At 48.3% G+C, this 9,823-nt stretch carries 9 protein-coding genes; 3 read left to right on the top strand and 6 right to left on the bottom strand.

Features of this window, described 5'->3' with window-relative positions:
• Nucleotides 1-121: hypothetical protein (locus tag E0D98_RS27970; RefSeq protein ID WP_240723740.1), on the bottom strand; the 121-nt coding region annotated here is incomplete at its 3' end.
• A gap of 77 nt (nucleotides 122-198) precedes the next feature.
• Between E0D98_RS27970 and ddlA the strand changes: the two genes are divergently transcribed.
• Nucleotides 199-1,293 carry a D-alanine--D-alanine ligase gene (ddlA, locus tag E0D98_RS18305; protein WP_000413677.1) on the top strand — a complete coding sequence of 365 codons (1,095 nt, stop codon included), beginning with the start codon at nucleotides 199-201 and terminating at the stop codon, nucleotides 1,291-1,293.
• Between the two features lie 23 nt (nucleotides 1,294-1,316).
• Here the strand turns inward: ddlA and E0D98_RS18300 are convergent, their stop codons facing one another.
• Nucleotides 1,317-1,529 carry a DUF2754 domain-containing protein gene (locus E0D98_RS18300; protein ID WP_001295334.1) on the bottom strand — a complete coding sequence of 71 codons (213 nt, stop codon included), beginning with the start codon at nucleotides 1,527-1,529 and terminating at the stop codon, nucleotides 1,317-1,319.
• 259 nt (nucleotides 1,530-1,788) lie between these two features.
• On the opposite strand from E0D98_RS18300, the gene E0D98_RS18295 reads away from it, so the two are divergent.
• Nucleotides 1,789-2,097, top strand: coding sequence for a YaiY family protein (locus E0D98_RS18295; RefSeq protein ID WP_000763151.1), 309 nt, complete (start codon nucleotides 1,789-1,791; stop codon nucleotides 2,095-2,097).
• 58 nt (nucleotides 2,098-2,155) lie between these two features.
• On the opposite strand, the gene yaiW is transcribed toward E0D98_RS18295, so the two are convergent.
• Nucleotides 2,156-3,250, bottom strand: coding sequence for a surface-exposed outer membrane lipoprotein YaiW (gene yaiW / locus E0D98_RS18290; RefSeq protein ID WP_000092045.1), 1,095 nt, complete (start codon nucleotides 3,248-3,250; stop codon nucleotides 2,156-2,158).
• A 12-nt stretch (nucleotides 3,251-3,262) separates the two neighbouring features.
• Nucleotides 3,263-4,483: a peptide antibiotic transporter SbmA gene (gene sbmA / locus E0D98_RS18285; RefSeq protein ID WP_131890809.1), complete on the bottom strand. Its 1,221-nt coding sequence runs from the start codon at nucleotides 4,481-4,483 to the stop codon at nucleotides 3,263-3,265.
• A gap of 351 nt (nucleotides 4,484-4,834) precedes the next feature.
• Between sbmA and ampH the strand changes: the two genes are divergently transcribed.
• Nucleotides 4,835-5,992, top strand: coding sequence for a D-alanyl-D-alanine-carboxypeptidase/endopeptidase AmpH (gene ampH, locus E0D98_RS18280; protein ID WP_000830741.1), 1,158 nt, complete (start codon nucleotides 4,835-4,837; stop codon nucleotides 5,990-5,992).
• Here the strand turns inward: ampH and iprA are convergent, their stop codons facing one another.
• Nucleotides 5,993-6,616 carry a hydrogen peroxide resistance inhibitor IprA gene (iprA, locus tag E0D98_RS18275; protein ID WP_001295817.1) on the bottom strand — a complete coding sequence of 208 codons (624 nt, stop codon included), beginning with the start codon at nucleotides 6,614-6,616 and terminating at the stop codon, nucleotides 5,993-5,995. It lies immediately after the preceding gene.
• An 87-nt stretch (nucleotides 6,617-6,703) separates the two neighbouring features.
• Entirely contained in the window at nucleotides 6,704-9,592 is a 2,889-nt protein-coding gene (locus E0D98_RS18270; protein ID WP_000556545.1) for an autotransporter outer membrane beta-barrel domain-containing protein, read from the bottom strand.
• Between the last annotated feature and the right edge of the window lie 231 nt (nucleotides 9,593-9,823).

Below are 9,823 nucleotides of genomic sequence, written 5' to 3'. Positions count from 1 at the left end.
ATTTAAGCCAGGAATAAATTAGCTTCCCGTTCATCATTTTTGTGATCTTGCGCACATCTTTGAGATAACGCACTTTCTTCACCAGTACGTTGCACGCTTCGTCAGCAGAAGATTGCAACAATCTTTCAGAAGGCCGCGAATCCCCCGTTTTGTCGTGGTAATGTATGCACTTTGTGTTAGACGGGATAGGTTTTTAAGATGGAAAAACTGCGGGTAGGAATCGTTTTTGGTGGTAAATCAGCGGAACATGAAGTGTCTCTGCAATCGGCAAAAAACATTGTCGATGCCATTGATAAAAGTCGCTTCGACGTTGTGCTGCTGGGCATTGATAAACAAGGGCAATGGCACGTCAGCGATGCCAGCAATTATCTGCTAAATGCAGACGATCCTGCCCATATTGCGTTACGCCCTTCGGCGACCAGCCTTGCGCAGGTGCCAGGTAAACATGAGCATCAGCTTATCGACGCGCAAAACGGTCAGCCGTTGCCGACGGTGGATGTCATTTTCCCGATTGTCCACGGTACGCTGGGCGAAGATGGTTCCTTGCAGGGAATGCTGCGGGTCGCCAATTTACCGTTTGTAGGTTCTGATGTTCTGGCTTCAGCAGCCTGTATGGATAAAGATGTCACCAAACGTCTGCTACGCGATGCCGGGCTGAACATTGCGCCATTTATTACTCTGACGCGCGCTAATCGTCACAACATCAGTTTTGCCGAAGTGGAGTCTAAACTGGGGTTACCACTGTTTGTAAAACCGGCTAATCAGGGCTCTTCTGTTGGTGTCAGCAAAGTAACCAGTGAAGAACAGTACGCAATTGCCGTCGATCTGGCGTTCGAGTTCGATCATAAAGTGATCGTTGAGCAAGGGATCAAAGGTCGTGAGATCGAATGCGCAGTTCTGGGCAACGACAATCCGCAAGCCAGCACCTGTGGCGAGATCGTACTCACCAGCGATTTCTATGCCTACGACACCAAGTACATTGACGAAGATGGCGCGAAAGTGGTAGTTCCGGCAGCCATTGCACCAGAGATCAACGATAAGATCCGGGCGATTGCCGTTCAGGCTTATCAGACGTTGGGATGCGCAGGCATGGCGCGTGTAGACGTGTTTTTAACCCCAGAGAACGAAGTGGTGATCAACGAGATCAACACACTGCCTGGCTTCACCAACATCAGTATGTATCCGAAGCTGTGGCAAGCCAGCGGTCTGGGTTACACCGATCTGATCACACGTTTGATTGAGCTGGCGCTGGAGCGTCACGCTGCGGATAACGCATTGAAAACCACAATGTAATATTTTAACGCCCGATAATATTCTTATTGGGCGTTTTCAGTTTCTTCATCGCGACGACGAATAATCAACCCCGCCAGCCAGAAACTAATCACCCACGTCACCAGACCGACGGCATAGGTCTGCCAACCTTTTGCTTCAAATCCCAGTAGCCCCACCACGCCATTAAGAATGAATATAAGGCCAATGGCGAACGCATAGTAGTGCCAGTCACGGCGGATTTTTACAGGCAGATTCATGGCAGCTCCGTTAACGAAAAACAACATCCTTGCATATTCTGTAACAACCGTCTGTGGTGTAGACAACATTTTTGTAATTGTTAATAAATTTAACTTAAGGTTGCCATTTTGTGACTCACAACGAAGATTCACGCTTCGGGAATATTCCCAACATCAATTTACCATGATTCTGATATTGACAATCTAAATGACCTGTCAGACTTGCCATAAGCCGCTGGTATCACACCAGAAGAGAAGCAGATGACTTCCGGAGGTTTTTATGGCTGATTTCACCCTGTCAAAATCGCTGTTTAGCGGAAAATATCGCAATGCCTCTTCAACGCCTGGCAACATTGCCTATGCGTTGTTTGTGCTGTTTTGCTTTTGGGCTGGGGCGCAATTGCTGAACCTGTTAGTGCATGCGCCCGGCGTCTATGAGCGTTTAATGCAGGTCCAGGAAACAGGTCGCCCACGGGTGGAAATTGGTTTAGGTGTCGGCACCATTTTCGGGCTGATCCCGTTTTTAGTAGGCTGCCTCATTTTTGCAGTGGTGGCGCTATGGCTGCACTGGCGACATCGCCGCCAGTAAGATTTACGTTGCCAGATACGGCCTAAAACGCCTTATCTGGCATGACATTCCTGTTTGATCACTGTTTCATACAACGCGCCCGCCGTTCGTCTACGCGCTTCGCAAACCAGGCCGTAGTCAGGTTGCGGGTGATTTTCGGGCTTTCCAGTTGAATGCCAGGCAACATTTCGCGGGGTAGTGATTTACCCGTTTTCGCTTCGGCAAGTTGATAAACTTTCTTGTACAGCGCCGTCTCCTCAAAAGAGAAGCTGTCACCTTTCTCTAACTGACGGCGAATTTCGCTGTCGCTCATCCCCAGTTTTGCCGCCAGTTTGCGCGTTGCCAGTTCGGTTTTCCCGGGTTCTTTACTGTCGTAACGAATTAAATCACCGTCCAGTGCCAGCTTCACGCTGCTGGCCTTACTGACTGCGTTCTGAAACGCGGCATTACGGCTGGCGTACCAGCCAGCGTTAAAATCAGCAAAGCGGTATATCGGTGCGCTATAGCTGGCGGGATAATTCAGTAAATGGTAAGTACCAAACCACAACCCGCCGCGGCGACTGAAGACTTCCTGACGAACTGTACCGTCCATTTTCCACGGATACCCTTTGGTATGCTGTTCGGCAAAAGCAATGCTGACCTGCATCGGCCCACCGGTGCGCACAGGATTAAGCGAACCAAACAGCGTCTGCCCCATTGGTACCATGCTGATCAGATCGTCAAAAATCGCGCTCAATTGCTTTTCTGTACGCACCGAATCTAACCGTTCGCTATAACTTTTGCCGTTTGGCGATTTGATTTTTAGCGCGGTATGAACCAGAAAAGCAGGAATGTGCATCCGTTCAGCACGACGGTCAATCTCTTGCCAGGCGATCTTGCTTAAGCCCGGAACGGCCGGATCTGCCTGATAATTTGACTCCTGCTGCGCCACCGCCAGCACCGAGCAGACGTTTTCCAGCGTCGGTGCCAGCCCCTGACTTTCAAAGGTGGTGGCGAGATCTTTCGCCCAGGCATCGCGGTCTTTCACGCTCGCAGGCATCTTCTGCCGCACGACGCTCGCTACATCTATCGCTTTTTCGCCCTTTTTCAACGGTTGCGGAGCCTGACTACTACACCCCGCTAAAACCAGAACCGCCAACAATGACAGCGAAGATAGATGATTGACGCGCGACATTACTTCTCCTTTTTAGCTCAAGGTATGGGTTACTTCCTGAATTTTGTCACCATCCAGCTCATGTTCAAAGCTGCGCAGACGTTTGTAGATAGACATCAACTCAACCAGTGTGGTCCATGAGTTAATCAGGTACTGGAAAGCACCGCGAACCTGACCAAAAACGTTGGTAATCTGCGTCATCAGGCCGAGCGTAATCGTACCGGCAACAATTGACGGAAACAGCAAGAACAAACCGAAAACGTTATCGACCTGCAAATAGAGAATGCGGGCGATGTTGAAATACATATAGTGAAAATAGAGGCGAAAATAGTTTTTCCGTACGGCGCTAAACAGCTCGCGTACCGTAGGCGGCGTCGCGCGCGTGGCATCGTCTTCACCATAAACCAGCTCTTTACGGTAGGCGGCCTCTACTCGCTGGTTTTTAAACTCCAGCCCCGGCAGTTTGATCCCTACCACTGCCAGCAATCCGGTCCCCATCAGCGACCAGACGATAGCGGCAATCACCAGACCATACGGAATGTGCCCGATAATCGGCAGCTCCGGCACATGCGCGGAGAGCGTTACCAGCACCGGCAGAAAGGCGATCAACGTCATGATGGCGTTGATAAAACTGACGCCCATATTCTCCAGCGTTGAAGCAAAACGCATGGTGTCTTCCTGCACACGCTGTGCGGCACCTTCGATATGACGCAGTTGTTGCCAGTTCGCCATGTAATATTCGTTCATCGCCGTACGCCAGCGGAACACATAGTGACTGACAAAGAAGTTGTTCAGTACACTGATCACCACCGCGATCAGCGCAATCCCCAGAAAGACGCCCACTTCGCGGTAAAATTGTTCGATAGTGACTTTATGCGGCGAACTTAGCGCGGTTTGAATCAGATCATAGAACGGTGCATACCAGGCGTTGACGGCGACCCCGACTTCCACCAAAAACCAGGTGACGAAGATGATCAGTGCAGTACCGAGTATTGACCAGTATTGCCAACGGTGCGGGCTGTAGATAAACCAGAAAAATGCAAAAAGTCCTACGCAAACAATGTAGTAAGCGTAAAAAATCAGGAAATCCAACGACCAGAAACGCGCGGCTCTAATCGGGATCTGCCCGGAAGCGCCGGTGATACGCGCCACCCAGTCACCCCCACCGGCTTGCCAGAAGATAACGGCAATCAATGCCCAAACAAAGGCCGAGAGAAAAAACGCTCCCGGCTTTGGGAAAAAAGACTTAAACATATGCACTCCTGCTAACTTCTTATCGTTTTAACAACTGCTGTGTATTAACCGCATGACCGCTACAAAGCGTCAGCCAAATGAAACCGCCCATTGTGACCCATAGCAAGGCGCTTAGTTCGCCAGCCTGACCATAAGAATTGTTTCGACGGATTTCACAAACCAAAGATTGTTTACATAAGCGGATTAACACGCGCAGGATCGCAAATGCAGGCATTGGTGAGCAGGAAAAAGATCGTGTTTACGCGCCGTTACGTTTTTAACACTATTATTGCACTAATTCGCCCTTTGCAATCCATCAATGAGTAGTATAAATACGCTCAGTTACCTTCATTCAATCTATGGACACCACCGTTGAAACGTAGTCTGCTTTTTTCTGCCGTGCTGTGTGCGGCGTCATTGACCTCCGTCCATGCGGCGCAGCCGATCACTGAACCGGAGTTTGCCTCTGATATTGTCGATCGTTATGCCGATCATATTTTTTACGGCAGCGGTGCCACGGGGATGGCGCTGGTTGTTATCGACGGTAACCAGCGCGTCTTTCGCAGTTATGGCGAAACGCGACCTGGTAATAACGTTCGCCCGCAGCTGGATTCGGTCGTGCGTATTGCTTCCCTCACCAAGCTAATGACCAGTGAAATGCTGGTGAAATTGCTCGACCAGGGGACCGTGAAGTTAAACGATCCGCTAAGTAAATATGCTCCGCCAGGCGCACGCGTGCCAACCTACAATGGGACGCCCATTACCCTAGTGAATCTGGCAACCCATACCAGCGCCCTGCCCCGTGAACAGCCCGGTGGCGCGGCACATCGTCCGGTGTTTGTCTGGCCAACGCGCGAGCAACGCTGGAAATACCTTTCTACGGCGAAGCTGAAAGCCGCGCCAGGCAGTCAGGCGGCGTACTCTAACCTTGCGTTCGACCTGCTGGCAGATGCACTGGCGAATGCGTCCGGCAAGCCTTATACCCAGTTGTTTGAAGAGCAGATTACCCGTCCATTGGGGATGAAAGACACCACCTACACCCCCTCACCGGATCAGTGCCGCCGTTTAATGGTTGCTGAGCGCGGTGCCAGTCCGTGCAATAACACGCTGGCGGCAATTGGCAGCGGCGGCGTCTATTCCACGCCTGGCGATATGATGCGCTGGATGCAGCAGTATTTGTCATCTGATTTTTATCAGCGCAGTAACCAGGCAGATCGCATGCAGACGTTGATTTATCAGCGCGCGCAGTTTACGAAAGTGATTGGCATGGATGTCCCCGGCAAAGCGGATGCGCTTGGTTTAGGCTGGGTATATATGGCCCCGAAAGAGGGTCGTCCGGGGATTATTCAGAAGACAGGAGGTGGTGGCGGTTTCATTACCTATATGGCGATGATCCCGCAGAAGAATATTGGCGCGTTTGTGGTGGTCACTCGTTCGCCGTTGACGCGCTTTAAAAATATGAGCGATGGCATCAATGATCTGGTGACCGAGCTAAGCGGGAATAAACCGTTGGTTATCCCCGCATCCTGATTAATACTCTGAAGGCAAACGGTTGATAGCGACCAGTTTGCCTTTATTCATTTCGATATAGCCGCCTTTACGCAAAGCAGCGAGAACTTCTGCGACGACAGAACGCGATATGCGTGTACGTTGATGGATATAATTCATCACACCAATACGTGAGCGCAATTCTTCATTCCAGTCAATCATTGATAATAATGTTGCGCGGATTTGTTCGTAGGAATTATGCCCAATGAGCTGCACGTCGCGTAATTCCAGAATTCTATTTTGCCAGGCTAACCAGTAAAAAGCGTCTCGCCAGAGTTGATTTTGTTCAATAAGCGTAATGGTTTGTTTGGCTGGTAGATGATATCCCGTACAATTTCCTTCTGATATTAATTTGTATGGTATATCGTTTTTCATTAAACCATCAGCCAGCCCCATAATATAAGGAGCCTGGGTAATACCGATAAGTACGTTTTCTTCTCTACGCAGAGAGATAACGCCCTCTAAAATAACGAAAGTATCTTCGCTATTGACATCACTGGAAAATATAACTTGCTTTTCATTATTAAACTCGAAGCGCGTACCGTATCTGGACAAACATTTATCGAGCTTACCAAATTCCTGAAGAGGTTTAACTACAGATAACATTTGCGCGTCCTTTGCAGTAATGCCCGTCAAATCCTTGACGGGCATTATTTAGATTAAATTACCAGAATTTCTTCGGAGTGAAGAATATTACCAGGTATATTTAACACCCACGTTCGCGGACCAGTCTTGATCTACGTCACCACCACCGAGGTAGTTAGCATCGGTATAGGCGCTGAAGTTCTTGGTGAAGCTGAACTGAGTACCCAGACCAACACGTACCGCAGACCCTTCAGTACCGTTATCGATGGAATCACCGTTCACATCGTTATCGTTGTTAGAGTCGTCGTAGACGTAAGCCAGTTTGAAGTACGGAGTCAGAGCCTGGTCTTCGCTGTAGGTGAAGGTATAACCTGCATCTACACCCAGTTCATAACGCATGCTGTCGTAAGACTGACCGTCAACTTTCATGTCGTTGCTCAGCTGGTAGTCATCACCAGACTGGAACAGACCAGAAATGCTGCCGTAAGGAGTCACGTAACCAGCATCACCCAGTTTGAAGTCGTAACCGGCTTTCAAACCGAAGCCCCAAGCGTCGGAGTTGGTGCTACCGTCAACGTAAGTACCGTTGCTCATGGTTGCAGACAGGTCGTTGTTGAAGTGAGAGTAACTCAAGCTACCATCAACAAAGACGTTGTTCGCGAAGTGAGCAGAAGAGTAGATGTAGGCAGTCTGGCTGTCTTGATCCACCTGACCAGAACGGTCATTCATGTCACCTTTAGCGAAGCCTGCAGCCGCACCGACGATCCACTTAGCGTTGTTACCGTCAATTTTGGTATCAACACCGACCATGATGCCGTTAACATCCTGATCATAGTTGATGGTGCCGTTGTCGCCGTTGAAGTTACCACCGAAGTAGCTTACCCATGCGCCGCCGTTATCAGCCAGGCCATGACGAGAGTTGGTCAGACGAGTACCAACGGTGTCTTGTTCCAGGTTCCAGATATTGGTGTTCGCAGACGGGATGCTCAGCGCCATGTTAGCGTAGTCGGTCAGCTCCATCTGTTGCAGAACAACGGTGTTACCGCGCTGTTCAGCCTGATAGGTGTATGCACCCAGGTCAGCTTTGTTAGCAGCAGAGAAGGTCGCGTTGGTTTTGGTATCATCGATATAGATGAGCTGCTTACCTGCGTAATCAGCAATCGCGCCAGCACCAGTGGAGTTGTCGATACGAACTTTGTAGTTACCGGTTGCAGCTACAACGTTGTCAACAGAGCTGTTGTCAACTTCGTCGCCATTATTAATGTCGTTGTTACCATTAACGGTCAAGTGACCATCAGAGTTCATCGCAATAACACCATAACCATAGTTAGCTTTGCTGGTGTCGTTGGTACGATCGTTGACGAGGTCTGCATTCAGGATGTAGTCATTACTATGAATGTCAAACACACCTGCGTAAACATTACCGTTGTTATCTTTAACGTTGCCACTGGTCAGTTCCAGAGTATCAGTTGCAAATACGCTGGAGATGTCATTCATGTTGGTGTTTACATCCAGCACACCACCGTTAGTAACGGTAATGGTGTTGGCGTACAGCGGTGCAGATGTCCAAGCTGAAGCAGTATCTTCACCGAAGTTAACAGTAGAGAAGGTATCAATGATCAGGTGATCAGTGTTAACTTCACCGTTAACTTCCATTGAAGAACTACCGTTCAGAGTGATGGTGTCGGAAGTCAGGGAAGAATCTGCACTCACGTTAACCTGAGAACCGCTGTTGATAGCCAGGGTATCGATCAGAGAATCTTTCGTGGTTTCCCAATCAGAACCATTGTTCAGAACAACATCGAATACGCCACTCTGGAATGCGTTAGCGTTATCAACACGATTCCAGCCATCTTCAGAGTAAGAAGCGTACGGGTTCAGGCTGTTTGGCGCAACGTCGTAGAAGGCTTCGTCAGCAACAACAACGTCATAATCAATATTCGCTGAACCAACCCATTTGGTGTTGTTCAGAGTCAGGTTCAGGTGATCGACGTTCTGATCGTCAGTAGCCCAACCGCCATGAGTGTAAGCAGTGGTAGAGTTGTCAATCAGGTGACCCGTCGCGTCAAAGTTAGCGTTCCAGGTACTGTCAAATACAACGTCGCCAAGCAACTGAGAATTGTTGAATGTAACGTTGTTGACCATACGATAATCAGAAGTGTCATCATCTATGAAGGCTAATGCAACATCATCAGCACCTGATGCACCATTACCATAGTCGCTTGGCTCAACAGAGTTGCCAAAATGACCACGATCTGATTGTTCGTCTTCTGAGAGCGAACCTGAAGTTACAGTGGAATTATTAACAACGATATTGTTGTCCCACTGATGACCTTCAGTATTGTAAGTCGCATTACCTAAATCGTTTTGAACCAGAGTAATACCTGCAACATGGGAGTTGTTGCTGATATTGATGTTACTTTCAACATCCAGAGTTACAGCGGTGCCAAGAGCAGCTGTTACCAGACGATCATAATCTGTTTTAGACGTTTTACCGTCTGCATCCAGATAAGTATCATTGAAGTAGAATGCATCAAAATCATCGTCAATTGTTGAGTTCGCGATGTTCAGAGTGAAAATATCGCCATCTACCCAATCATGACCAGTATAATCGCTACCGTTGGTCCAGACGTAATCACCGTATCCGATCTGATCGGAAGTAATCATACCGTGAATATTTGAGTTCGTAATATTCAGAGTATTAGCGGTATCTGTTCCATAGTCGTGATTCAGATAATAAGTAGAAATTACACCATTAACGGTATCGCCACTAAATACAGTATCAAAATAACCATCAGCCGCATGGTCGTATACATAGCCACCATACGTCAAATAGTCGTGATCAGTTTTAGTATTGTCGCCCCAATTGAATAGAGTGACTGCGTCATCGTGATACCCGAATGTATTATAAGTAGTTGCATTAGCCTGAGAGGTGATAGCCAGAGTGCAAGCCAATGCTAATTGTGATACTACAAGTTTCTTTTTCCAGGAGTGCATTTGTCATCCCTCCTCAGGGACGTAATAAGTTGATCCATCAATTATCAATGCATAGAAAACATATTATGTTTCGCGCTAATGATTATGCTGCGTTACAGACGAATGGTTCAATTATTCTTTCCCCTAAGTCCGAATGTGGACATATATAACCTATGGAGAAAAACACGCATCAAATTGATAAAAGGGCGATATTTCAACATGTTGCAGATAATGTTATTTTTGATACATACG

Origin of the sequence: Escherichia sp. KCJ4928, assembly GCF_004352695.1 — a bacterium.
Taxonomy (GTDB): Bacteria; Pseudomonadota; Gammaproteobacteria; order Enterobacterales; family Enterobacteriaceae; genus ECMA0423.
This window is presented reverse-complemented; position numbering and strand designations above follow the sequence as displayed.